The 23,884-nt window shown below is 63.4% G+C and carries 24 protein-coding genes and 2 pseudogenes; 11 read left to right on the forward strand and 15 right to left on the reverse strand.

The features are described from left to right. Positions 1 to 919, forward strand: a pseudogene (locus tag ACV22W_RS32225) (ATP-binding protein); the annotation flags it as partial. 12 nt (positions 920 to 931) lie between these two features. After that, complete coding sequence (locus ACV22W_RS32230; RefSeq protein WP_448023523.1) at positions 932 to 2,800, forward strand: TnsD family Tn7-like transposition protein; 1,869 nt, start codon at positions 932 to 934, stop codon at positions 2,798 to 2,800. A gap of 374 nt (positions 2,801 to 3,174) precedes the next feature. Here the strand turns inward: ACV22W_RS32230 and ACV22W_RS32235 are convergent, their stop codons facing one another. Then, positions 3,175 to 3,831, reverse strand: coding sequence for a hypothetical protein (locus tag ACV22W_RS32235; protein WP_448023525.1), 657 nt, complete (start codon positions 3,829 to 3,831; stop codon positions 3,175 to 3,177). A 109-nt stretch (positions 3,832 to 3,940) separates the two neighbouring features. Between ACV22W_RS32235 and ACV22W_RS32240 the strand changes: the two genes are divergently transcribed. Genes ACV22W_RS32240 through ACV22W_RS32260 form a run of 5 tightly spaced genes read left to right on the forward strand, consistent with a single transcriptional unit; the run spans position 3,941 to position 7,073 of the window. After that, positions 3,941 to 4,633, forward strand: coding sequence for a hypothetical protein (locus tag ACV22W_RS32240; protein ID WP_448023526.1), 693 nt, complete (start codon positions 3,941 to 3,943; stop codon positions 4,631 to 4,633). Continuing rightward, positions 4,630 to 5,205 (forward strand): PAAR domain-containing protein, encoded by a 576-nt coding sequence (locus ACV22W_RS32245; RefSeq protein ID WP_448023528.1) that lies wholly within the window; start codon positions 4,630 to 4,632, stop codon positions 5,203 to 5,205. Before ACV22W_RS32240 ends, ACV22W_RS32245 begins: the two co-directional genes overlap by 4 nt. A gap of 8 nt (positions 5,206 to 5,213) precedes the next feature. Then, on the forward strand, positions 5,214 to 6,098 hold the full coding sequence (locus ACV22W_RS32250) for a hypothetical protein (RefSeq protein ID WP_448023530.1): 885 nt from the start codon (positions 5,214 to 5,216) through the stop codon (positions 6,096 to 6,098). Further along, the gene (locus ACV22W_RS32255; RefSeq protein WP_448023531.1) at positions 6,083 to 6,475 is read left to right on the forward strand and encodes a DUF7079 family protein; all 393 of its coding nucleotides are present in this window, start codon (positions 6,083 to 6,085) and stop codon (positions 6,473 to 6,475) included. Before ACV22W_RS32250 ends, ACV22W_RS32255 begins: the two co-directional genes overlap by 16 nt. A gap of 22 nt (positions 6,476 to 6,497) precedes the next feature. Continuing rightward, positions 6,498 to 7,073, forward strand: coding sequence for a PAAR domain-containing protein (locus ACV22W_RS32260; protein ID WP_448023532.1), 576 nt, complete (start codon positions 6,498 to 6,500; stop codon positions 7,071 to 7,073). Here the strand turns inward: ACV22W_RS32260 and ACV22W_RS32265 are convergent. From ACV22W_RS32265 to ACV22W_RS32280, 4 genes and pseudogenes are all read right to left on the reverse strand, one after another. Then, entirely contained in the window at positions 7,054 to 7,299 is a 246-nt protein-coding gene (locus tag ACV22W_RS32265) for a hypothetical protein (RefSeq protein WP_448023551.1), read from the reverse strand. The two genes, ACV22W_RS32260 and ACV22W_RS32265, sit on opposite strands and share 20 nt — an antisense overlap. Before the next feature lie 98 nt (positions 7,300 to 7,397). Further along, positions 7,398 to 7,619: pseudogene (locus ACV22W_RS32270) on the reverse strand (HD domain-containing protein); the annotation flags it as partial. 42 nt (positions 7,620 to 7,661) lie between these two features. After that, positions 7,662 to 8,474: a hypothetical protein gene (locus ACV22W_RS32275; RefSeq protein WP_448023550.1), complete on the reverse strand. Its 813-nt coding sequence runs from the start codon at positions 8,472 to 8,474 to the stop codon at positions 7,662 to 7,664. 121 nt (positions 8,475 to 8,595) lie between these two features. Further along, on the reverse strand, positions 8,596 to 9,411 hold the full coding sequence (locus ACV22W_RS32280; protein ID WP_448023533.1) for an AraC family transcriptional regulator: 816 nt from the start codon (positions 9,409 to 9,411) through the stop codon (positions 8,596 to 8,598). A gap of 120 nt (positions 9,412 to 9,531) precedes the next feature. Between ACV22W_RS32280 and ACV22W_RS32285 the strand changes: the two genes are divergently transcribed. Then, a complete protein-coding gene (locus ACV22W_RS32285; RefSeq protein WP_448023534.1) occupies positions 9,532 to 10,191 on the forward strand; it encodes a glutathione S-transferase family protein in 660 nt (219 codons plus the stop codon). Positions 10,192 to 10,236: 45 nt separating this feature from the next. On the opposite strand, the gene ACV22W_RS32290 is transcribed toward ACV22W_RS32285, so the two are convergent. The 10 genes from ACV22W_RS32290 to ACV22W_RS32335 all read right to left on the reverse strand — a co-directional run bounded on the left by ACV22W_RS32290 (position 10,237) and on the right by ACV22W_RS32335 (position 19,693). Beyond that, positions 10,237 to 11,325, reverse strand: a complete 1,089-nt coding sequence (locus ACV22W_RS32290) for a porin (RefSeq protein WP_448023535.1) — start codon at positions 11,323 to 11,325, stop codon at positions 10,237 to 10,239. 244 nt (positions 11,326 to 11,569) lie between these two features. Continuing rightward, positions 11,570 to 11,905, reverse strand: coding sequence for a Rieske (2Fe-2S) protein (locus ACV22W_RS32295; RefSeq protein WP_448023536.1), 336 nt, complete (start codon positions 11,903 to 11,905; stop codon positions 11,570 to 11,572). Positions 11,906 to 11,908: 3 nt separating this feature from the next. Continuing rightward, entirely contained in the window at positions 11,909 to 12,220 is a 312-nt protein-coding gene (locus ACV22W_RS32300) for a YciI family protein (protein WP_059448054.1), read from the reverse strand. Between the two features lie 5 nt (positions 12,221 to 12,225). Further along, positions 12,226 to 13,101 carry an intradiol ring-cleavage dioxygenase gene (locus ACV22W_RS32305; RefSeq protein ID WP_059702958.1) on the reverse strand — a complete coding sequence of 292 codons (876 nt, stop codon included), beginning with the start codon at positions 13,099 to 13,101 and terminating at the stop codon, positions 12,226 to 12,228. Positions 13,102 to 13,129: 28 nt separating this feature from the next. Continuing rightward, positions 13,130 to 14,197: a maleylacetate reductase gene (locus ACV22W_RS32310; RefSeq protein ID WP_448023537.1), complete on the reverse strand. Its 1,068-nt coding sequence runs from the start codon at positions 14,195 to 14,197 to the stop codon at positions 13,130 to 13,132. Between the two features lie 7 nt (positions 14,198 to 14,204). Next, entirely contained in the window at positions 14,205 to 15,671 is a 1,467-nt protein-coding gene (locus tag ACV22W_RS32315; protein ID WP_448023539.1) for an aldehyde dehydrogenase family protein, read from the reverse strand. Positions 15,672 to 15,703: 32 nt separating this feature from the next. After that, positions 15,704 to 16,723, reverse strand: a complete 1,020-nt coding sequence (locus tag ACV22W_RS32320) for a hydroxyquinol 1,2-dioxygenase (protein ID WP_448023541.1) — start codon at positions 16,721 to 16,723, stop codon at positions 15,704 to 15,706. A gap of 41 nt (positions 16,724 to 16,764) precedes the next feature. Further along, positions 16,765 to 17,259 carry a hydroxyquinol 1,2-dioxygenase gene (locus ACV22W_RS32325; protein WP_448023542.1) on the reverse strand — a complete coding sequence of 165 codons (495 nt, stop codon included), beginning with the start codon at positions 17,257 to 17,259 and terminating at the stop codon, positions 16,765 to 16,767. Between the two features lie 114 nt (positions 17,260 to 17,373). Further along, positions 17,374 to 18,303, reverse strand: coding sequence for a LysR family transcriptional regulator (locus ACV22W_RS32330; RefSeq protein WP_059532357.1), 930 nt, complete (start codon positions 18,301 to 18,303; stop codon positions 17,374 to 17,376). A gap of 139 nt (positions 18,304 to 18,442) precedes the next feature. Then, positions 18,443 to 19,693 (reverse strand): MFS transporter, encoded by a 1,251-nt coding sequence (locus ACV22W_RS32335; protein ID WP_059690417.1) that lies wholly within the window; start codon positions 19,691 to 19,693, stop codon positions 18,443 to 18,445. Between the two features lie 504 nt (positions 19,694 to 20,197). On the opposite strand from ACV22W_RS32335, the gene ACV22W_RS32340 reads away from it, so the two are divergent. The 3 genes from ACV22W_RS32340 to ACV22W_RS32350 all read left to right on the forward strand — a co-directional run. After that, the gene (locus ACV22W_RS32340; RefSeq protein WP_448023544.1) at positions 20,198 to 21,682 is read left to right on the forward strand and encodes an aminotransferase class V-fold PLP-dependent enzyme; all 1,485 of its coding nucleotides are present in this window, start codon (positions 20,198 to 20,200) and stop codon (positions 21,680 to 21,682) included. 462 nt (positions 21,683 to 22,144) lie between these two features. Continuing rightward, positions 22,145 to 23,677: an amino acid permease gene (locus ACV22W_RS32345; RefSeq protein WP_448023546.1), complete on the forward strand. Its 1,533-nt coding sequence runs from the start codon at positions 22,145 to 22,147 to the stop codon at positions 23,675 to 23,677. Further along, positions 23,674 to 23,884: hypothetical protein (locus tag ACV22W_RS32350; RefSeq protein WP_448023548.1), on the forward strand; the 211-nt coding region annotated here is incomplete at its 3' end. The genes ACV22W_RS32345 and ACV22W_RS32350, both read left to right, overlap by 4 nt.

The raw sequence follows: 23,884 nt of genomic DNA on the forward strand, positions 1-23,884 counted from the left end.
CCACCTGATTAACAAAGTGGCCGCTGTCGCACGATACCATCACACGGGCATTATTGCTATCGACGAGATTCAGTTTGCTGTGAACGGCGCAGCAAGACGCGGAGACATGCTAATGGACTTCTTCGTGACATTTTCCAACGTGGTCGGCGTTCCACTCCTACTTGCAGGGACCCCGAGAGCGTTGAGTTTATTCGAAAAGTCGTTCCGTCTCGCGAGACGAACTGGCGACCATGGTGCCATCATCTACACGAACATGGCCTTTGACGCAGAGTGGGAGCACTTCCTGACTGGGCTGTTTGAGTTCCAGTGGACTCGGAAGCCTGCCGTCCTCGATGAGGCGTTCAGTAAAGCACTCTATGACGTGACTCAGGGAATCCACTCACTGGTGATTCGCCTCTTTCAGCTTGCGCAGATTACCGCTATTCAAGACGGCAGCGAAAAGATGACTGCATCGCTCATTCGTCACCTCGCAAAGGACCGCTTTGGGCCGGTGCAGCCGATGATTGCAGCGTTGCGAAGCAAGAAGAAGAAGCGCATTGAGCAATATGACGACCTGCTGGTGGAGACTCTTGCCGGCCTCGACGAGGAGGTAACGCAGAACGCCCGTGCTGCGCAGGTCAAACAGGCGACAGAGCGGCGTCAAAGCAATTCAGCTCAACTGGCTGCCGTGTCTTCGCTGGTCACGATGCAAGTCCCGCAGCCGCTTGCGCTCAAAGCTGTGCTGGCAGTACTGGCCGACGAACCCGAGCTTTCAGGGCCCCAACTTGTCAAGGCGGCTCTTCTGCGGACGGAAGCGACAGCAATGCCAACGGTACGCGATTTTTCGGTGGATAGAGACGGCTTAACCGATATCGTCCGTGGTGCGGCGAACGCTGAAGAAGCGCTCGAAAGACTTCATCGCGCCGGCGTTTTGGCTTGAGCAGAGGACGCGATGACAGTTGCACTTCCGCTACCTTTCGAAGATGAACTGCTTTATAACGTCATCGGTCGATACATGGAGAATACTTGTGCTAACGTTCCTACGACGGTCATTCGAAACCTTTTCGGAAGGCTCGTCTTTCCGACCGTGGAATTGCTTTGCGGGCTCGGGGAGCTCGCGCGTCAAACATATGACTTGTGGGGACTTACTGCTCACCAGATAGCTCAGCGGCATACGCCCTTGCCATACTTCACAAGCTACGCGACCGACGAGCGATTTGACGCGGCTTATCGCACGGTCTGTGGCGACGGGCGCGGTCGACCGGTGGCAACGCTAGGATTGGTCGCAACACGGGTAGAGGGGCCGATGACCTTTCGCTACTGTGAACAATGCGCAGTGGACGACATTGCCCGTGTCGGCGAGGCATACTGGAAGCGGTCTCATCAACTGCCGGGCGTGTTCATCTGCATCAAGCACGAACTCCCGCTTCAAAATTCCGTTGCTTCCGTAAAACTCCGCTCGTCCAGGGAGTGGATTGCCGGGAACAGCGTTATCACTTCAGCAGCGAACGATGCTCCATCGCGGGCTGCCGCGTGGGTCAACAATCTCGATGTATTCGAAGTCATGCGCAAGTCCACAGAACTCCTTACAAGTGAATCAAGCCGGCTTGTCCCATCCATACACGAGCACTACCGTTCGCTTGCTCAGGCGGTTGGGCTAGCTAAGCCGAGCGGCCTCATCGAGACGAACGCTGTTCGTCGGGAAATGGCCAATATGTACGGGGAGGAATATCTAGCGGCGGTCGGCCTTTCTATATCAGCAGCGCCTAAGCAACCGTGGCCGGTCGCGATGATGTTGCGGGCGCGGGCAGCCTATCAGCCCCTACAGCACATTCTTCTGAGTCATTTTCTGGAGCGGTGCGGACGTATGGCCACCATCGCGAACAGGCCGAAGCAATTGACGGCAGGGCAGCGGTTCACTTGCCCAAATCAGTATGCCTCGCACGCGCCTGGCCACATTATCGACCGCGTGAAGGTCGACAGCAAGGATAATGGCCGCATCGGGCGTGGATATTGCGGTTGTGGGCTGAAATTCACCTTCTCGCGTTGCTGGCCTGGAACATCCGAGCCCGAAATCAAAGAAATCTATGCGTTTGGCGGGGATTGGTGTGAGGCCGCGAAGGAAATGAGGCGTAGCGGAATGCCTCTCGCAGCAATTGCCAGCGACATGGGTATCTCCTTGCATAGTGTTAAGGCCATGTTAAAGCGTAGAGCGCCACCAGAGCCCAAGGGAAGCCAATTCGAAATCCTTCAGTGGCGAAAAGAATGGAAGGCTCTCCTAGACGAGGTCGCTCCTGCGGGACACAAAGCTGCAAAGAAGGTCAACGCACGCCTTTACAATCATCTAAACCGCTATGACAAGGACTGGCTCAAGGAATCAGCGAAACAGTATGTTCAGGCGCGCAACGCCGCCGCCAAGGAAGCCAGGGCCGACTGGGCTGGCAGGGATAAGAAATGGAGCGGCGCGTTACGCGCCGCAGCCGCACGGTTGCTGGCAGCCGAACCCCGATTGATTCGGGCAAGCAGAACGGCCATAGTCGCAGAAGCGGACGTTTATCTTTTGCATCATTCGGTACTCCGAAAGCTGCCACTCTGTCGAGATGCATTGTCCGAGCTGGAGGAGTCGGTCGAGCAGTTCCAGCTCCGCCGCCTGGAGCGAGCGGCACAGGACATGATTTCCAAAGGCGAAGTCGTTCTTGGATGGAGGCTTCTGAGGCGAGCGGCGATTCCGACATTGCGGGTTACACCGAATCTCATGGCGGCCGTGAGCCGACTCGAACGAGAGTGTGGCGCAGCAGCCGAGCGCTGCTGCGCAGATTGAACAGAAGCACGTTCCGTAAGCAAAAAGTCTGGCCAGCTAGACGTAGCAGGGCTGGCCAGACTTTTTGTGCGTTGATTGAGGAACGGACGCAAGGGTTGGTACAAGGTTTTTTATCCGTACGTTTTCCGCAGTCCCATAAAAAACAATGACTTAAGGTTTTGGTTTGGTACAACCTTTTTTGCACGTCATCATCCGGATGCTGAGTTGCATCAGTTTCGGTTACGGGGCCTCGTTTTGGTTTTGGTTACGGGGGCTCATACCTGCCGCGGAGCCTTATCCGGCAAGGCGTAACCACAACTAATGTCAAAGGGGCGCTGAAACTTTTTTCAGTGCCCCTTTTTTGCGGCTGACCGCGTACAGGCGACGCTTTCCGACTACATGACGCCATCATGAGCAAGCGGTCCGACAACCTTCTGAGGGAGTCGGATGAGATGAAATTTGTTTCCTTCGGTGACTTCCGTAAAGAGCGCATCGCTATCGTCGAATAAAGCGGCGACGATACTCTGGAGCTGCTTCTCGCCGCTCAAAATCTGCATCAACGCCTTCTGACTATACGTGCTCATCGAATGCTGACCAGGTTCGTCGAACAGAATCACGCCGGGGTGGTTGCCTTCGTAGCCCAGTTGGCTCGATGCCTGATAGATAGCGATGAGGTACGCCCAGATTAGACGTACAAAGTCGCTGGCCGACGACTCCGACTTCATGTCCGTGCGCAACATCACGCGAAGGGTCAAGTCGTCCAGCGCAGGCAACAGCGTTTCTGAGTTGATGCGGATGTCGGACGGGTTCGCGCTACTGTATTCGAATGAAGAAGCGTTAGCCCGGAAGTGCTTCTCCAGGATGGAAATCTTCGTCCTGTCGCGTTGAGAATAGAGGTCATGCGGGAAGTCCTTCTTCGCCGTCTCGGCCACATTCAAACGGCGGGCCAACTCCGGACCTTCCTCAAGGAAGGTGGACAGCCGTGCCTGAGCAGCCTCATATTCCTTGATTTCGCGCTCCAGAATTACCTGCTTTCTGACCGCCGCTTCCAAGACCGCATCCGACTGAGAGGTACTGCGCCGGATTCGGACTTATCTAATTGACGTCCTTCATCTCGTAAATCAAGAATCCGTGCGAGACCCATGCAAACGCGGAGGAGATTTGAAATTCAAACTGGTAAAGAGCAGCATTTCGACACTCCAGGTGTTTTTCCCGACACCGGACTTGTACCTTGCGGTCCACTACGAGCCTCGGCCGGACTGCAAGAACTGGGGGAACGTGCTGTGTGAACGCCACCCTGAAGGCAAAGCCATCTGTGTCTATCTCTCACCCATCGACGCGATGCTGGAGGCAATCTTTTCTTCCCGGCCTGGCAAGCGGTTCGAAGTCATCCCTGCCCGCAAGTTTGACCCTCGCGAATTCATCAACGACCATCACGGTCGGCTTGCGCTCGACGTACATCTCGGCTGGTTTGCCCGCGATGGGAAACTCATTGCCCGGCAAAGCGGTAAGCCAGTGGCGTGCGCCGTCCATCATGAGATACAGGTCCCTCCCGAGCGCGAGAACCATGTCGCCTTTGCGTTTGAAGCCGACACGGTGGCGATTTTTGAACGTCTCTACGAGAATGCCGGCCTTGTTGGCTACAAAGAGACGTTCGCTAGGGCACAGGGGTGGCCACGCGCGCGCCGCGACCGGATTGTGAGCAATTCCATCAGAAGGGTGTCGACTTTTGCGCCGGCGGGTACGGAGTACAACCAGGTCGCGGTCTTTGACCCAGAGTTTGAGCAGTGGCACTTTGTGCCCACAGCGCAGCTTGAGTCCGTGGAGTCCTCCCCACCCGGAGCAGCAAAATGAGACGATATTTCATTGTTATTGGCGACACGACGACGCGCGGCGGCGTCGTACTCGAGGGCGAAGGACGCACGACGAACCATGGGAAGGCGTTGTCCTACCACGGTGCGCGAGTGTACTGCCCTGCGTGCAAATCGGAAGGCCATATCGTCGGCGAGGGTCCTTCACGGCCGATGCTGCTCCGTGGTAAGCAGGTGGCGCTCGAGGACGACCTGTGCATGTGCAGCTGCAGCCCGCCTCCTTGGCTAATTCGGTCACAGACCAATGCATTCATGTCTTTCGAGGGCCACGAGCTGACCCGGAGCGGCTACACCCCGGATGGTCTCCGTCTCTCGGAAGAGGCTCGGACCCGATACATCGCTTTCAAGCTGAAGGACGTCGGCACGCTCGAGGGGCTCGATTGCATCGCGCACTTCGACGACGGGTCATCTGCGAGGGGCAGATTCGACCACCGGAACACGGTGCGGTTCGAGAATCCGACCGGTATGGCTTGCAAGAAGGTGACATTTTCCCCGCACACTCGAACCGCGGGCCGCACGTTCTGCGCCGCCCTCGTGACAACGTTGACAGCATAGGAGTCTCCATGCCGCATGAATATCCTGCGATTGCCCAGGGCGATGACGACACCCTGACGTATACGGGGCCCTACCCGGTCAACCAGGAGCATCAGCTCGAGGGGTTGCTCGAAAAGGCGCTCCAAAAGTTCACGCAGACCGCGCAGCAGATTGCGGTGTCGTTCATTCAGGATGCCAATGTGCGCCAGGAGTACATGCGCCAGATTGGCGAGATTCCGAAGATGGTGCGCGAGGAGGTTTCGTCGGGGCGAGTCGGGCTGGTGGAAGGTGTTCGGTTTGCCCAGACCATGCGCAACCAGGTCATGATGGAAGCGCGTGCTGCGACGTCTGCGACCGGGCTGGCGCTTGCCGAGCGGCACAAGAAGGAGGGTCTCTCCGAGCGCTATCTGCTTGAGCGCTACAGCTGCGTGCAGAACGTCCCGGGTTTCAAGGAGATGCTGGCGCCTGACCAGAAGGCGTACGTGAAAGACATTGAGGCCGGCCGACGACCAAGCGTGTTCGACCGGCTCACGCAGGAGCAACGGGCCCGCGTCTATTACGCCATTATCGACTCGAGTGGACGCGACAGCGTCGACTTCACGAACTTTGCGCGCAAATTTGCGGTGCGGGGGAAAGTCTTTTCGCTCATGACCGCGTTGCTGGCTGTGTACAGTGTGTCCACAGCAAAGGACAAGGTCTACGAGGTGAACCGCCAGGCGTCTGGTATCGGTGGTTCACTGCTTGGCGGCGTGCTGGCCGGTATGGCAGTTGGTAGCATATGCGGACCCGGTGCACCTGTTTGCGCGTTCGCCGTAGTCGCCGCAGGCGGCCTGGCAGGAGCTGAAGTGATGGAAAAAGCGAACGACCTCTACCAGGCAGAGCTTCAGGAATTTATGAAATGGCAGATACGGTAGGCGCCCGAGAACGAAGAAATTGCTGGATTACCATGTCCGACCTCTTTGTCGACAACGAGGTCGATTATCGCCATGTTGCCGAGCAGCTCGTCCGGCATTGCCCCAACATGTCCATCCCGGTATTGAAGGAGGCATTCTTCGGCGAGGTGGCGCCACAGCTCGCCTCCAATGGGATGACTCCGGCTCCTTCGGTCTGGACTGAATTCGACAGTGACCAGGTCGTTGACGATATCTCGAGCATGCTCTCGCGTCGGCAGACCTCATTGTTCTATCGTGCCGGGAATGGCCTTTGGCGCTTCATGTGCAGGCGGCTGTGCAATGAGATGTGGCAAAAGCTTGAGCGGGAGCTGCTGGCGGTCCGGAAGACGGGCATATGAACCGTGATTGTGAGTGAGTGCAATGCGACGCAACACAATTCTGAAGGACGACAAGACGACCAGTGGCGGGCTCGTCATCGAAGGCGATTGGTCCATGCTCAACGCCGGCCGGCCGCTCGCCTATCAGGGCGCCCGCGTCTACTGTCCGGCCTGCAAGATGACGGGCTTCATTGTGAATGTCGCGCCCTTTTCGGACATGCTAACCATGAGTGGCAAGCAGGTCGCCCTCGAAGGAGACCTTTGCGTATGCGCTTGCAAGCCTGCGCCAAAGCTCATCGCATCGCGCGACGACATGTTCATGACGCTTCAGGCGGATGAGGTGGCGCGTATGGGCTATGCGCCGAACGGAGAGCGGCTGCAACCCGCGCAGAAGTCGAACTTAATCGCATTCAAGGTGTGCGATTCCGGGTCGCTGTTCGGACTGCAATGCGTGGCGCACTTTGATGATGGCGCAACGGTAAACGGCTATTTCGACAATCAGAACACGGTGCGCTTCGATACTCCATCGGGCAAGGCGTGCAAGCGGCTGAGCCTTTCCGTGTCCAACGCCTCGGGCGGAACCTTCTGCTCCGCCTTTGTCAGCACCCTGACGGCGTAGCCACCTGCCCTGCCTCGAGCTGGGCGAGCCCCCGCTTGACCGCGCCGACACGGGCCGCATGCAGCCGCTCGGCAATCTGGGTGGGTGACTTGCACGCCCGCGCCAGGTCGCCGGCCTTGACCTGGCTGATGGCCGTAAGGGCGGCGCGCAGGCGCTCAGCCTGAGGGTAGGCCTGATGCTCGAAGCCGAGGCGTCCGCGCGCGTCGCATGCGCAGGCGAGCAGCACGGCGTCCAGCCGCTCCGGTCGGCGAACGCCCCCATGCGGGACAGCAGCCTGACAATGGTGGCCGCCTGCAGGCGGGCGACGCCATGCACGAGCGTGTGCTCCTGGCAGACGATGAGCGCCAAGTCTCGGCACGCGGCCGGCACGCGCCAGCGCGCGCAAATGGCTTTCACCGGCGGTACGCCGAGTCGTTCATGGTCGTGGTGCTTCGGCCAGTGCGCCGCCGGCGTCACGCCCTTGCCGAGGTCGTGCACGAGCGCCGCGAAACGGACCTCGAGCGTCGCGTCAGCGGCTGCGGACGCATCCAGCACCGCTACGGACACCCCCGCATCCGATCAGCATCACCGCCCCGCCCAAGAAAATCGCTACTTCGACAAACTCAGCTTCTTCGACAGCACGACACCGCTCGACGGGCTCACCAGCGAGATGGATTGGAGATCCATGTGCAACCTGGAGATCCGGGTCGTAATGTCCGTCGGCTCCTCGATGCTCGGATCGGCATGCTCGGTTTGTTCGGTCAGGTAAGGCCGAACCAGGCGCCCCGATAAAACGAGCGCGAAGTCGCCATGCGCCTGGGCGTACACGGCAGGCGAAATCCGCATGCGGCTGCGAACCGTGCTCTTCTTCCCTTGCCCGGACTCGAGCTCGATGATGTCGACCTGCTGGATATATCCTTTTGCCTTCGCTTCGGGTGCGATCACGAGCCCTCGCCCTCGTGGCCCCGTCGTGACCTTTCTGAGCAGGATGCGCGTCCGGTCGTCGCGCTCCGCGTCGAACAGGTCGACGTCCAGCGTCAACAGGTGCCGCTGCGACTGATACCTCAGCCCATACCGCACCGGCACCACGAATGTCACGTCACGATCGAGATTGATGGGCGCCAGGTCGGGATTCGGGCCGTGCCGGTCGGTCGCGTTGGAGACGAGGCCGCGAACCCGTGCAGTCAAGGAAGGTGCGGCGGCGCTGAAATGCTGCTTCTTCAGCGCATCCCGGATGGCAACCGGATCGTCGCCGACAATCGGCCGTACGCGCGACGCGTCTTGATCGACAGCGGGCGCATTGCGCGTCGAGCCGTCGACGGACGCCGCCTGTGCATGCGCCGCCACTGGCGCCAGCATCACCGCCAAGGCGACGGCCCACGCGAATTTCGAGCGACCCAACTTGGATTTCCTGTGCGGCACGACGAACTCCTGAATTTCTTGCAGATCGGTCAACGACGAGCACTATAGGGCGGAATGACCGGCAACGCATCCACCGTGTGAAATGACCTATGGTGCGGTCGCCGATCAGGAGCCGGCACCCTCATCCCCGACCATCCTCCAGCCGATATTCCGCCGGCGCCTTCCCCACCAGCTTCCGAAAATCGCGCGTGAAATGCGCCTGGTCGAAATACCCCAACGAATGAGCCAGCTCCGCGAGATCGACCGGCTCGCCGCCGGCGAGTTTGTCCGCGGCCTCATGCAGGCGATAACGGCAGATCACCCACTTCGGCGTCACGCCCACATGGTTGGAAAAGAGCTGCTGCAGCGTGCGCTCGCTCAACCCTGCGCGCTCGGCCAGATCGCGCACCCGCGTGAGCCCGAGGTCCTGCTGCAGCATCTGCAAGATGCCATGAATGCGCTCGACCTGCGGATCGGCCGGCGGCAGCACCCGCAACAGCAACGCCTCCGCGGCGGCCACCATCCCGGCATCATCTTCGGCACCGAGCACGGCGTCTTCGGCTTCCGCATCGCCGCAATCGAGCAGCGTCGACACCGGCAGCACCTTGTCGGTCGACAAATGCACCGGCTTGCCGAAGAACGCCCGGAACGCCCCGGGCCGAAACCGCAAGCCAGTCACCCTGCCGGCGCCGGCCAGCGTCGTCTCGAATGCCCCCGACACCACGCCGAAGATCCCCGTCAGCCGCCGGTCGAACACCAGATTCACGCACGGATACGGCAGCGTGCGCTGCACATACGGCGGCTGGTCGCGCAAATCCCATTCGACGATCCAGTGGTGATCCAGCACCCCGGCCAGTTCGGCACAGGGGTAATAGCGATTCAGGCGGAAGCGCTGATTGAAGGCTTTCGGGCCGACGACGCCTTTGGGCGTGTCGGTCACGTGACGCAAGTCGGCCATGATGACGAACCGTTGAGGTGACCTCGTGATGATGCACCGCCGCAGCGGATTTTTCCAAGACGAGGCCGCGCGGCCGTCCTACATTGGAATACTTGTCCCGAACGCACACCGGAGCCCGCGATGCCGCAAGACCGTCACCTGACCCTGTACCACTCCCCGCGCAGCCGATCGGCCGGCGCGCGGATGCTGCTCGAGGAACTGAGCGCCGACTACGAACTGCACGCGTTCGACCTCTCCGCGGGGAAACATCACGACGCCGAATATCTCCGCATAAACCCGATGGGCAAGGTACCCGCGCTGCGTCACGGCGACGTGATCGTGACCGAGCAGCCCGCCGTCTACATGTACGCGGCGGAACTGTATCCGGAAGCGGGCCTGTCGCCGGCGCCCGGCGATTCACTGCGCGGCCCGTACCTGCGCTGGATGACGTTCTACGGTTCGTGCTTCGAGCCGGCCGTCGTCGACCGCTCGATGAATCGTCCGCCCGCGGCCTATTCGACGTCACCGTACGGCGACTTCGATGCCGTCATCAACGCGATCGATGCGCAACTGGCAACGGGGCCCTGGCTGCTGGGCGAGCGCTTCACGGCCGCAGACGTGCTGTGGGGCTCTGCGCTGAACTGGACCACGATGTTCAAGCTGGTGCCCGAGACGCCGCGCATTCGCGCCTATATCGATCGCGTGCTCGCGCGCCCGGCCATCCAGCGCGCGCAGGCGGCAGATGCGGCACTCGCGGCGGAGCAGGACAAGGCCAAGGAGGCAGTGTCCGCCGCGAGGTAGTTCAGTGCGGGGCGGACCTTGACGCAAGTTCCGCCCGGCGCCCCGTCAAAACATCGTATGCACCCCGACGCGCGCGACGGCCTGACTCGCCGAGCTCGACGCCCCGTTCGGGTCGAGCACGCCGTTGATTTGCGCGTTCGCGCCGCTGTTCGCACGTTGATAATCCGCTGACACGTAAACCATCGTCCGTTTCGACAACAGGTACTGAAGCGCGACGCTGACCTGATGCGCATGGTTGTCGTTCACGGCTTCGTTGCCCTTCATGTACATGTACTTCGCGCCGAGAAAGACGTCCGGCCTGATGCGCCACACGCCGCCTGCTTCAGCCATCCACACGCCTGCGTCGTTGAACGAATTGCGTACGGTCGTCAGCAGCGCCTTTGCGGTGATCGCGCCGAAGTCGTAGTGCATCCCGACGCCCCAGTTGCGCACACTGGTCGACGGCGTACCCGGCGCCGGGCCATACTTCTCGTTCGTATAGGCCGCACCGATACCGAACGCCCCGACTTCGTAGTTCAGCCCGGCGCTCACGGTATTGTCCGCGCCGACGGAACCGGCCACGCCGCCGAATGCATACATCACGCCTCCGGAAAACCCGGCGATCGTCGGCGAACTGTATTTGACCGAATTCGCGACCGGCTTGCTGCCTGCCGTGCGGTCCCAGTCGAATGCGCCGGTCGGATTGCCCGGCAGCGCGAGACGCTGGAACGGGCCATTCCTGAATCCGTACAGCCCCGTGAGATCCATCGAGATCGCATTCCCCTTCGCAAACAGGGAATCCACCATGAAGTCGTACTGATTGCCCAGCCTGATGCCGCCGAACCGGTCGCTCTCGATGCCCACGTATGCGTTGCGCCCGAAGATTCCGGTCCCGATGATGCTGCCGTTCGCCATCGAGAACTGGTTCACGAGCGCGAACGTCGCGTGATATCCGCCGCCGAGATCTTCCGTGCCGCGCAAGCCGAACAGGTTCGGCGTGAAGATGCCGTCGTCGAACTTGACGTTCTTTCCACCACCCTCGTTGCTGACGTACGAGATGCCGCTGTCGATCAAACCGAACAGGGTGACGCTGCTCTGCGCGTATGCACTCTGCGCGATGACAAGCATCGCGACTGCTCCAAACCTCAGTTTCATTGTGTCTCCGTCTTTTTTCCGTCAATGCGAATCAGTCGCCCGCTGTCTCGCGGGTCTCGCCCGATGCTTCGTGAAACAACGACTCCCCGTCCCGGCTTCGCGTACATCCGGGTCGTAAAGACTCGTATTTGATTAGCTTTCCTGATTTAACAGAACGAATGAAATCCCGCTCATTCCCGATGTCATCCCGCGCAATACGATTACCGCGCGTCCCGACTGCCGTTGAGCGATCCGACCTTCCGAATCAAGCGCCGCGACAAATCACCCAGGCCGCCGAATCGACTTCGACAGCCACGGCTTCCAGCCCGGCGCCCGAACACGGGCCGTCGATGCACACGCCATCGTCGAACCTGAACAGCGCGCTGTGATGCGCACACATCAGCACCTGGGACCGGTAGCAGGAAACGTTGCCCGGCACGAAATCGAGCGGAACCGAGAAATGCGGGCAACGATTCACATACGCCCACACCTGCTCCCCGCGCCGCACGACGATGACGGGACGCCCGATGCGCGCTTCGTCGACGACCCGTGCCCCACCGTCCGGCACATCGGAGAAGCGGCAGAGTTGCGCGACACCCATGACTCACGCTCTCCGCTCGGGATTGCCGAGGCTCCAGTCCCACGGTCGAACCTCCACCCGCGAGAACAGCCCCTCCTTCACATACGGATCGTTGCCGACGAACTGCATCACCGCATCGATATCGTCCGCCTCGACGACGAGCAGCGTTCCGTTCATCGCATCGCCCTGCGGATCGAGCGTCGGTCCGCCGAGCCGCACATACACACCGTGCTGCGCGGCGGAGCGCAGGTAGGTCCGATGCGTGGACCGCACGCGGTCGCGCACTTCGCGCATCCCGGGCTGGTCCGTCGCAAACACTGCAAAGAATCGCGCCATGTCGGTCAACTCCGGTCGAGCACGAAGTCGTACGTCGCTTCGCGATATGCGCCCGTCAAACCGACGCGGCGCGCGAGTTCATCGCCCGCCGCACGCGGACGATAGGCAACCATCAGCGACGGCTTCACACCGAAGACGGCATCCGACTTCAGATACGCGTCCTCCTCGTCGAACAGATGCGTGACGAGCTTGCGATAGCCCGGCGCGTCGATCATGAAGTGCAGATGCGCGGGCCGCCACGGATGACGGCCGGTGGCGTCGAGCATCTTCCCGACCGGGCCGTCGGTCGGAATCGGGTAGCTGACCGGCAGGATCGTCGTGATCGCATAACGGCCTTCGGCGTCGGTCCGGTAGCGGCCGCGCAGATTGCCGTGCGGCTGCGCCTTGTCCTGCCCGGAATACATGCCGTTCTCCGCGGTCTGCCACACGTCGAGCACGGCGTCGCGCACCGGCGCGCCATCGGTGGCGAGCACGCGGCCGTGCACGACGACGGGCGTGCCGGGCGTGAACGCCATGTTCTCGCCATACGCGCGCTCGGGCATGCCTTCGATGTAGAACGGGCCGAATACGGTCGTTTCCGTCGCGCCGGTGGCGAAGCGATGATTGATCGCATCGACCAGCATCGACACGCCCAGCGTGTCCGACAGCAGGATGAATTCCTGACGCACGACGTCGTCGCACATCTGCCCGGTTTCGGTCAGGAAGCGAATCGCGGCCATCCACTCGGCCTCGGTCAGCTCCGTCTCGCGGACGAACGCATGCAGATGCCGCACGAGGCTCTGCATCAGCACGCGCAAGCGCGGGTTCGGCGTATCGTCGAAGCTGGCGACGACCTGCTCGGTCAGCCGCGTATCGCCGTCGTCATGAAGATCGTTCGTCACGTTCGTCTCCTGTGATGCAGCCGGCCGCTCAATGCGGCTCGCGCCCTTCCCACGCATGCTGAAGCAATTCGCGAATCGGCGCACGTTCGATCGGCCGCGGATTCGCATACGGATTCCGGCAGGCGAGGTCGGCGGCTTCGTCGAGGCCCGCTTCCGGCATCCCGATGTCGGCAAGCGCCGGCGACAGGCCCAGTTGCCGATTCAGCCGGAACAACAGCGGGCCGGCGTCGGCCGCCTCGGCGCCGCCCAACGCACGCGCGACACGGCGCAGCGCGTCGGGCGCCGCGACATGGTTGTAGTGCGCGGTATGCGGCAACATCGCGGCGTGCGTCTGCGCATGCGGCAGGTTGAAGGTGCCGCCGAGCGTATGACACAGCTTGTGGTGCAACGCCATGCCGACCGAGCCGAGGCACGTGCCGGCGAGCCATGCGCCATACAACGCGCGGCTGCGCATCTCGCGGTCGTCGGGTGTGCGAACGATCGTGGGCAGCGCCTCGCCGAGCGCACGAATCGACTCCTCGGCCATCAGGCTGATCACCGGGTTCGCATCTTCCGCGTAGAGCGCTTCGACCGCGTGCGCCATCGCATTGACGCCCGACGCCGCCGAAATCCCCGGCGGCAGCGACAACGTCAGGGACGGGTCGTAGAGCACGGTTCGCGGCAGCACGCGCGCGTCGCGCCCGGTGCGCTTCAGCCGGCCTTCCGTGAGCCCGAAGATCGGCGTCATTTCCGAGCCCGCGTAAGTCGTCGGCACGGCGAGGATCGGCAGCGACGACTCGAGCGCGATCGCCTTGCCGAGCCCGATCGTCGAGCCGCCGCCGATCGCGATGCAGCAGTCCGCGCCCAGCTCGGCCGCCATCTCGCGCGCGGCACGCGCGACTTCGACCGGCACGTGCATCACGGCCTGCGCGCATACGCCGGCCGCGCGCGCACCGAGCACGCGCCTGACCCGTTCGGCGAGCGGCTGCTGCTCGGGCGTCGACAGAATCAGCGCCCGCTGCGCGCCGAGCGCGGACAGCTCGTCCGGCAGCCGTTCGAGCGCGCCCCATTCGAACACGACGCGGGACGGCGTTCCCTGATAGACGAAGCGCTCCATTTCAGCCTCAACGCTTGAAGTGCGGCGGCACCTTGCCGTCGACGTTGACCCACACCGAGCGCGCTTCCGTGTAGTCGTGCATCGCCTCGAAGCCCATCTCGCGGCCGTAGCCCGACTTGCCGATGCCGCCGAACGGGCTGCCCGGATTCACGCGCTTGTAGCAGTTGATCCAGCACATGCCCGCGTCGATCCGCGACGCCATCTTGTGCGCGCGGGACAGATCGTTGGTCCACAGGCCGCTGCCGAGCCCGTATTCGGTCGCGTTGGCGATCGACAGCGCTTCCTCGTCGCTGCCGAAGCGCAGCACGGTGACGAACGGGCCGAACACTTCCTCCTGCGCGACGCGATCGGCGGCGCTCTTCGCTTCGATGACGGTCGGGCGCACGTAGTAGCCGTCGGCGAGCGCGGCGTCCTGCGGCGCACTGCCGCCCGCGAGCACGCGGCCGCCCTGCTCGCGCGCGACATCGACGAACGACAGCACGCGATCGAGGTGCTGCTTCGACGTCAGCGGGCCCATCTCGGTGTCCGGGTCCAGCGGGTTGCCGACGCGGATCGACGAAGCCAGCGACACGAAGCGCTCGAGGAATGCGTCGGCGATGCGTTCATGCAGCACGAGACGCGAACCCGCGATGCACGCCTGCCCCTGGTTGTGAAAGATCGCCCACGCGGCGCCGTTGATGGCAGCATCGAGGTTCGCATCGTCGAACACGATGTTCGCGCCCTTGCCGCCCAGTTCCAGCTGCACGCGCTTCAGGTTGCCCTGCGAGGCCTCGACGATCCGGCGGCCCGTCGCCGTCGAACCGGTGAACGCGATCTTCCCGACACCGGGATGCTCGGCGAGCCGCTGGCCGGCCGTATGCCCGTAGCCGGGGACGATATTGACGACGCCCGCGGGGAACCCGACCTCGGCCATCAGCTCGACGATGCGCAGCGTCGACAGCGGCGTGATCTCCGACGGCTTGAGCACGACCGTATTGCCGGCCGCCAGCGCCGGGCCCATCTTCCAGCTCGTGAACATCAGCGGGAAATTCCACGGCACGATCTGGCCGACGACGCCGATCGGCGCGCGCTGCACATAGTTCAGAAAGCCGGTTTCGACGGGAATCACCGAGCCCTGCAGCTTGTCGGCCATGCCGCCGAAGTAGCGGAAGCATGCTGCCGTGCGCGGCACGTCGAGCGCGCGCGAATCGCGGATCGGATGACCGGTGTCCAGCGATTCCAGTTGCGCGAGTTCCTCGGCGTTGGCTTCGATCGCGTCGGCAAGGCGCAGCAGCAACCGGCCGCGTTCGGCCGCCGGCATGGCCGACCACTTCGGGAACGCGCGGGTGGCGGCTTCGACCGCCAGGTCGACGTCCGCCGATGTGGCCGCGGCGATCTTCGTGATCAGCGAGCCGTCGTGCGGATTGAGCACGTCGATGGTGCCGCGCTCGACGGCATCGACGAAGCGCCCGTCGATGAAGAGTTGGGTTTGCATGAATCGTCCTCGATTTATTGCTGAAGTGCTGTTCAGAACGCGATCGGATACGGCGCCAGCTCGCCGCTCTCGTATCGCTGCGGCAGGTCCGGCGTCGCGTTTTCCCAGACCAACAGCATCGAGCGCTTCGTCGAGTAGCCCTGGTGCCGGATGTCCGCGGGCATCGCGCAGATGTCGCCGGCCCGCATCGTGATGCGCGCGCGCGGCGCGCCGGTGTTCTTGTCGCCGATGTCCCACACGATTTCGTCGGACAGTTGCAGGAACCATTCGACGCGGTCGTTGCCGTGGAACACCGGCAGGATGAATTCCTCGGTCGTCGGGCAGAACAGGCTGCGCCCGCACACGGACGTGACTGACGGATTCCACGTCACGTCCGAACGCGACAGGTACTTGAACAGGTTGAACGCGTGCAGTTCGCCTTCGAAGCCCGGCTTCACGTGCACTTCCGGCTCGTCCTGGCCGACGTCGAGGAACGCGCGGTTGACCGGCAGCTCGTCGCGCAGCGGCGAGTCGCCTTCGAGGCCCGGCATGCGGCGTGTCGCGATGCGCGTGCGTTCGATCGCCGCGCCGTTCTCGCCGTGCTTGCGCCCGAACGCCGTGCCGGTTTCTTCGGGTGCGGCGAACGGATCGAAGCCTTCGTTGGTCCAGTCGTGCAGCATGGCCTTGAAGGTCGCCATGATCGTCGGCGTTTCGAACGTCTCGGTGTAATCGACGCCGGCTTCCTTCAGGATCCCGTTGAACGTGCCCGCGTAGACGTCGACCTTGCCGTAGTGATTGCGCGTGCCGAACACGTGATCGAAGTTCACCCAGCCGTAGAAGAAGCCCCACGCGACGTCACGCATCATCGCGCGCAGGAACGCGTCCGCGGGCATCGCGTGCGTGCGCGTCCGGCCTTTCGCCGGCCAGCTGATTTTCACGAAGTATTCGTCGCGCTGGAACGCGAACTCGCCGAGCCGGAAGCGGCGGTAGCCGGTGACGGCATCGGCTTCCGTGGCCTGCACCAGATCGGCGGCGAAGCCGGCGGAAAGATCGAGGGTCTCGAGGGTGGCCATAACGTGTCTCCTGGAATATTTGAACGGGGCAGTCGGATGTGTCAGTGCAGGCAGATGTCGGCCCACTTCTCGACGGACAGCTCGCCGAGCACGGTCTGCACGAGCGCGACGCCCGGCTTGCCGGCGGCGAAGCGATACGCGCAGCCGGCCGGCAGCAGTGCCTGATGCCCCTTGCGCAGGACGACGTAGCCCATCTCGCGGCCCGCCGGCTGCGTGCCGGCGCTCACGGTGCCGCGGCCGGTGGTCGGCGGATTGTCGAGCTTGATGAATTCGATGCGGACTTCGCCATCCATCTGGATCACGAACTCGTCGTGCGCGCACGCGAACCATGGCGACTGGCCGTCGGTCCGCAGCACTTCGATCACGTATTCGAGGTTCTTGCCGGCGACGACCTTTTCGTAGGGAGCCGACTTCGATGCGATCTCGAAGACGTTCGAGAAGGCGTAGTGTTTTGCGCTGCCGCTGGTGATTTCGATCTCGCCCTTGGCGTGGCTGTCGAGCGAGCCAAAGACGGTGTGGAATGCCATGTCGGTCATTGCTGTCTCCTGAGTTGAACCGCTTGTTGGATTCAACTCTAGGGGCAAGGGCGCCCCTCAACAAGGCAACGGACCGCGACTACGGCATTTGCGATTCGCGAATAATCGCTTCGTTCAGCGAACCCAGCCGCGCTCCAGCAGCGGACGGTCCCACGGCGACTCGTCGCCGATGTATTCGACGAGGAACTCGACCAGCGCCTTCACCTTCAACGCCTGTCGCTGCGTTGCAGGATAAACGGCGGCGAAGCTCAGCGGCGCGATCTGGAAATCGGTGAGGATAGGGACCAGCCGGCCCGCGACCAGCGCGTCGCTCGCAACCAGCGTGGGCAGGCACACGACACCGCCGCCCGTCAGCGCATACTCGCGCAGCAGGTGCACGGAGTTCGAGCGGATCATGCCGGGCAACTCCATTTCGACGACCTCGTCGCCGCGCGTCAGGGTCCAGCGGTTGCGCGACGGATAGCCGGAATACAGCGCCGTGGTGTGCTGCAGCAATTCGCGGGGATGTTGTGGCGCACCATGCGCTTCGAGGTAGGCCGGCGCCGCGCAGAAGAGACGCCGCACCACGAACAGTCGCCGCTCGATCAGCGACTCGGATATCGGCGGGAAGATCTGGAACGCGATGTCGAACCCTTCTTCGACGGGGTCCACGACACGGTCATTGACGATGATGTCGAGCTGAATGCCCGGATAGCGGCGATTGAACTCGGCGAGCGGCACGCCGAAGTGATCGAGCGCGAAACCGGGCAGCATCTGGATACGCAGCCGTCCGGTCGGCGTCGCGCGCAGTTCGCGCATCTGGTCGGTCAGCTCGTTGACGCGCCCGACCACCTCGGCGCATTCGCGGTAGAAGGTCTCGCCCACTTCGGACAGGCGCACGTGGCGCGTGCTGCGATGGAACAGCGGCGCGTTGACGAACTTCTCCAGTTGCTGGATGCGGTTCGTCACGACCGAACTGGTGACCCCAAGCTGTCGCGCTGCTTCCGCGAAACTGCTCGCCTCCGCGACCCTGACGAATGCCTCGATGCTCAGAAACCGGTCCATGCCGCGCCCTTTCCGAAAGCGAAACCGGCAGTCTAACCGCACCTGCCGGCCGGTTGGGTCATGCCGAACGCGTCACACTGTCACCGGGCGGGTGTCAATCTCGCCGGCGCATCGGGCGCGGCTAACACCGTGCGGTACGTTACGGCTGCTTGCCCGCCGACAGCTCCGGCTGCAAGCCCACGCGACGCTGCAGCACGGCCGGCGCTGTTTCCCGCAGCAGCAAGCTGACCACGATGCCGAGCAGCACTGCGCCCATCGGCAGCCACAGAATGTTCTGGATCCCGAAGTGTGCGGCGACGTAGCCGCCCATCGCCGGTGCGATGCCGCCGCCGAAGATCTCGCCGCAACCGACCACCACGCCGATCGACGTCGACACGAGGCCGACGGGCGCGGCTTCGGTGGCCACCGGGCCCGAGAGCAGCGACACCAGCCCGAGCGTGAAGAACGACGCGACGAACAGCACCGCGAACAGCACGAGCGGCTGCGGGCCCAGCCCGCGAAAAACGTAGAGCATTACCGCCGTGCCGGCGAAACCGACGATGCTCGCGAGGCGACGGCCCACCAGGTCGGAGAGGCCCGGCAGCCCGAACTGTCCGAGAAAGCCGCCGAAGCCGATCGCCGACACCACGAGGCCCATCTTCTGCGTGCCGAGCGCAAGGTAATCCGTCAGGTACAGCGGCAACAGCGCGCCGAGCACGAACACGCCGGTCATCGCGCAGCACAGCGCGGCCATCGCGACGAGGATGTTGCGGCTCTTCAGCACGTGGCCGAGCGACGCCGGCGCGTGTTCCGTCACCACCTCCTTCGCGCGCTTCGGTTCGCGGATCACGAAGAACATGATCGCGCCGAGGATCAGCCCGGGAATCGCCACGAGCGCGAACACCCAGCGCCACGACACGACGTTGAGCAGCTGCGTCGCGATGATCGGCGACAGCGCGAGCCCGAACAGCGCGAAACCGCTTTGCTGCAGCCCGAGGTTCAGGCCGCGTCGCCGCGGATGCGATGCGTCGGCGGTGGCCGCGAAGCTGGTCGGGCAGAACGAGCCTTCGGCGACGCCCATCAGCCCGCGGATCGCGATCAGGCCGAGCAGCCCGCCCGCGAGCCCCGAGAAGCCGGACAGCAGCGAAAACGCGATGATCGCCGGGATCAGGACCTTGCGGCGGCCGATCTTGTCGGAAATGCCGCCCATCAGCGCCGCGAAGATGCCCCACGACAGGCCGAGCACGCCGATGCAGTTGCCGACGTCCTGCGCGGTCAGGTGCAGATCCTTCATGATCGAAGGGAACAGCGGCGCGATGAGCCAGCGGTCGAGGCCGACCAGCCCGAAACCGAGCGCCAGCAGCGTCACCGCCTTCCACTCATAGGAGGTATCCCACTCGTTTGCTTTCATGTCCGTCTCCGTGGACCGGTCCGCCTGCACGCGCCGGGGCGTCCGTGCACGAGCCGGGTCCGTTGTCTTGTGTGTGCGATGCGACGTGAGTCGCGAGGAAGTGGCGGCCGCCGTTCCGGTTGCAGGCGTCGAATTCAATCAGCCGACGCCCGAACGATAGGTGCGCGCACGCAGATCGGGTATGGAACAACCGGCGAACGCGCCATTCGCGAAACGCAAATAATCGGCGGACCGCTGCGGGAGGCGTCAGCGGACAGCGCGGAACGCGCGGCGCGCACCGGCGAAATGGCGCGGATGCGTGCGTCACCGGGGGAATCCCTCATGGACATCGGCGGATCGTTGCCGGGTGCCGCCAGGCGGCGGCAGGATCCGATTCCACCCAAGTCAACTTCCATGGAATATTTTTCCCCGCATCGGCGAACATCCAACCGATTTTGGATCCTTTTTCCCCGCTCCTCCTCGTATCATTTCTCCCGTTACGAAAAGAATGAGCCAGAGAAGGACATGAGCGACACCACCCCGCTGCACTACCTCGACTACGCGGCCACCACCCCCGCGGATCCCCGCGTGATCGAAGCGATGACGGCCTGCCTCGGTGCCGGCGGCATCTTCGGCAATCCCGCGTCGAGCTCGCACGCCGCCGGCCGGCTGGCGAAGGAAAAAGTCGAGCATGCGCGCGCGCAGGTCGCGGCGCTGATCGGCGCGGATGCCGACGAGATCGTCTGGACGTCGGGCGCCACCGAATCGAACAACCTCGCGCTGAAAGGCTATGCGGAGACCGCGACCGACAAGCGCCACCTGATCACGAGCCGCCTCGAACACAAGGCCATCCTCGACACGATGGCGAACCTGTCGAAGCGCGGCATGACCGCGACCTACCTGTCGCCCACCGCCGACGGCGAAATCACCGTCGACGCCGTGGCCGCGGCGATCGGCCCTGACACGGGCCTGGTGTCGCTGATGCTCGTCAACAACGAACTCGGCACGCTGACCGACATCGGCGCGATCTCGCGCATCGTGCATGCGGCCGGCGCGCTGCTGCACGTCGACGCCGCGCAAGCGCTCGGCAAGACGCCGATCGACGTGCGCGCGCTCGGCATCGATCTGCTGTCGATGTCCGCGCACAAGGTGTATGGCCCCAAGGGCATCGGCGCGCTGTTCGTCCGCCGCGAGATCGCCGACCGCATCGCGCCGCAGATCCACGGCGGCGGACACGAGCGCGGCCTGCGCTCGGGCACGCTCGCGACGCACCAGATCGTCGGAATGGGCATCGCCTGCGAGCTGGCCGCCGAAAAACTCGAGCGCGAAGCCGCGCGGATCGCGGCGCTCAGCGCACGCCTGAAGGACGCGCTGCTCGCGCTCGGCGGCATCACGCACAACGCGGCGGCGGCACGCCGCATCCCGCACACGTTGAGCCTCACGGTGAACGTGCCGGGCTTCTTCCCGTTCATGCTCGGCGATGCGCTCGCCGTATCGTCAACCTCCGCGTGCAACTCGATGAGCGGCGCGCCGTCCCACGTGTTGACCGCGATCGGCCTCGACGCCGAAGCCGCGGGCCGCACGGTGCGCGTCAGCTTCGGCCGCTTCACGACGGAGCAGGACGTCGATTTCGCGATCGCGTGTTTCGCGCGCGCGCTCGAGCAATGCCGTGCCGCGACGGCGACCGGGTTCACCGCATCGCGACAGATCACGCCGGCGGACCTGAAGGCGATCCGCAACGCGGGCTTTCGCGCGGTGATCTGCAACCGGCCGGACGGCGAAAGCGCCGATCAGCCGGCCTTCGAGGAAATCGCCGCCGCCGCGCGCGAATTCGGCCTCGACGCGCGCTATCTGCCGGTCGAACGCGACCGGATCGGCGACGCGGAAGTCGATGCGTTCGGCGCGCTGGTCGATGCGCTGCCGAAGCCCGTGCTCGCGTATTGCGGAAGCGGGAGCCGCGCCGGAATGCTGTGGAATCGGTTGACGGAGCGGCGAACGGCAACGGTCTGAACGAAACGCGCATACAACCAAGCATCGCCCGCGTTCGCGCACGAAACCGACGGTACGGTGCGCGATCGCGCGGGCGTCCGGTACCATTCGGTGACCGGAATGAATCCGATACCGCGCCGCTCCACATCCATCTGTCCGTCTCCTGAAGTTGCCCCCTCCGTCATCCCGCTTCGCCACGCGGGTTGATACCGCTCCCTCCCCGATCCGTACGGATTTCTTACAAAACTTCAATCCGCCATGCGATGCCCCCGAACGGTGCACGCATCCGGAGTTTCACCGCATTGCCGAAATCCGATATCGCCGCGAGATTTGGCTTCATACCGTTCCCGTATCGGACCGGCACGCGACCGTCGTCACCGCATGACATCGCGTGCCACCGACGAATTCCAGGAGCGGGCCGCCGTGCCGGGCCCGGGCAGCGATGACGGTCCTGCCTCGCAGGACATTCGTGACGGAGCGAACATGGACGCGAAAATCCAGCCTGATACAGGCACCGACAGTGACGTAAGCCTTCTCCACAAGATGGGATACGCGCAGGAGCTGTCGAGACGCATGAACGGCTTCTCGAACTTCGCCGTGTCGTTTTCGGTGATCTGCATTCTGTCGGGCGGCATCACGGCGTTTCAGCTCGCGTTCTCCGCGGCCGGCGGCGCATCGATCGGCCTCGGCTGGCCGCTCGGCTCGCTGTTCGCGCTGATCGTCGCGGTGTCGATGTCGCAGATCGCGTCCGCGTTTCCGACCGCCGGCGGTCTCTATCACTGGGGCGCGATCCTCGGCGGGAAGAAATGGGGGTGGATGACGGCATGGCTCAACCTGATCGGCCTGATCTTCGTGATCGCGGCAATCAACTTCGGCACCTACGATCCGTTCTTCAAGACGCTGATCGCACCGATGTTCGGCGTCAGTCCGGACAGCCTGACATGGTGGCATCAGACCGCGTTCATCGCGGTCATCACCCTTTCGCAGGCAATCCTGAACGCACGCGGCATCAGGATAGCGAGCAAGATCACCGATCTGTCCGGCTATCTGATCTTCGTCGTGACGATCGCGCTGGTCGTGTCGCTGCTGGCCTACTCGCCGGTCGCGTTCGACCTGCATCGGCTCGTCACCTTCACCAATTACACGGGCGTCGACGGCGGCGCCTGGCCAAAACAGGCCACGCCGCTCGCGTTCCTGTCCGGCCTGCTGCTGGTGACCTACACGATCACGGGCTTCGACGCATCCGCGCACACGTCTGAAGAAACACACGACGCGGCGAAGAACGTGCCGCGCGGCATCATCGGCTCGGTGTTCTGGTCCGCGGCGTTCGGCTACGTGATGGTGTGCGCGTTCGTGCTCGTCATGCCGGACCTGACCGCCGCGATGAAACAGGGCACCGGCTTCTTCGAAGCCATCCTCGCGCCGATTCCGAAGACGTTGCGCGTGTGCCTCGAGCTCGCGATGTTCTTCATCAACTACGTGTGCGGGCTCGCGGCGATCATGTCGACCTCGCGCATGATGTACGCGTTCGCGCGCGACGGCGGGCTGCCGGCGTCGAAACTGCTGCGCAGCGTGAATCACAACCATCGGACGCCCGGGCCCGCGATCTGGACGTGCGCGGTGCTTGCCATCGTCGTCACGCTGTACGGCGACGCGTTCTCGGTGTTGAGCGCGGGCAGCGCCGTGTTCCTGTTCATCTCGTATGCGATGCCGCTCGGCTCGGGGATGCTCGCCGAAGGCCGCACATGGACCGAAAAGGGCCCGTTCCAGCTGGGCATCTGGTCGAAGCCGTGCGCGCTGCTCGCGCTGGTGGGCGCCTGCGTGCTCGCATACGTCGGCATCCAGCCGCCCAACGAGAAAGTGCTCTACGTGCTCGTCGCGTTCGTGGCGGCGCTGATGATCATCTGGTACGGCTTTGGTGTGCGCAAGACCTTCGCCGGGCCGCCGATGCTCAAGGACACGCGCAATGACGAGCGCATTCGCGAACTCGAGGCGAACGTCGATCCGACGGTGTGACGCGACACCAGTTCGCGCACAGCGCAAAAATCCGGCTCGCGATTTGCGAGCCGGATTTTTTTACGTCGCTTTGGTGCGGACGAGGTTCAACCGCGCTGGCGGTTGAACCCGATTGCCGCGTCTTAGCCGTAGACCGGGAAACGCTTGGTCAGCTCCGCGACCAGACCACGGACGCGCTCGATCGTCGCCGCGTCTTCCGGCGCTTCC

The sequence above is a fragment of the Burkholderia sp. AW49-1 genome (assembly GCF_053427845.1).